Source organism: Pantoea sp. ANP04 (genome assembly GCF_041982285.1).
Classification (GTDB): domain Bacteria; phylum Pseudomonadota; class Gammaproteobacteria; order Enterobacterales; family Enterobacteriaceae; genus Pantoea; species Pantoea eucalypti.
In genome coordinates this window covers 1-501 of sequence record NZ_JAUTYS010000210.1, presented here as the reverse complement: position 1 = coordinate 501, position 501 = coordinate 1, and the positions used below count along the sequence as shown (strand labels likewise).

Genomic DNA, 501 nt, shown 5'->3' with positions numbered 1-501 from the left:
GAGTCTCACGCTGTCCTGAACTTTGTTCTGGCCAAGGGGGACAAAGGCGATACAGGCGTAGGGCTACCTGACTCTGGGACACCCCTTCAAGTCATGCGCATGGCTGAGTCTGGTGCGCAAACTGAGTGGGTTTCCCCGGATAAAAACATGGTCGGATTAGGCAACGTGGATAACACCACGGACCTCGGCAAGCCAGTCTCGAACGCCACACAGTCTGCGCTAAACCTGAAAGCTAGCACCGCCGATCTGACCGCAGGGTTGTTGGCGAAAGCAGACCTGCAATCAGGCAAGGTTCCTCTAGCCCAGTTGCCTACTGATGCGCTGGTTACTGACGCTAACGTTGCTGCTGTGGTTGATGGAGCGCAGACCGGACCAGCAATTGACGCTCGCATCACCACGCAAGCAACACCCCTCGTTCAGCCGATCGTGGCCGGCTACATAGCGTCGAGTCAGGTGGTTGTGGACGCAGCTGCCGCAGCAGTGAACGCAAACCCGACCATC

1 protein-coding gene is annotated in these 501 nt (G+C 57.7%); it reads left to right on the top strand.

Annotation, left to right across the window (positions count from 1 at the left end):
- Positions 1-147 precede the first annotated feature (147 nt).
- The coding region (locus Q7C21_RS23155; RefSeq protein WP_375151263.1) for a hypothetical protein at positions 148-501 on the top strand (354 nt) is incomplete at its 3' end.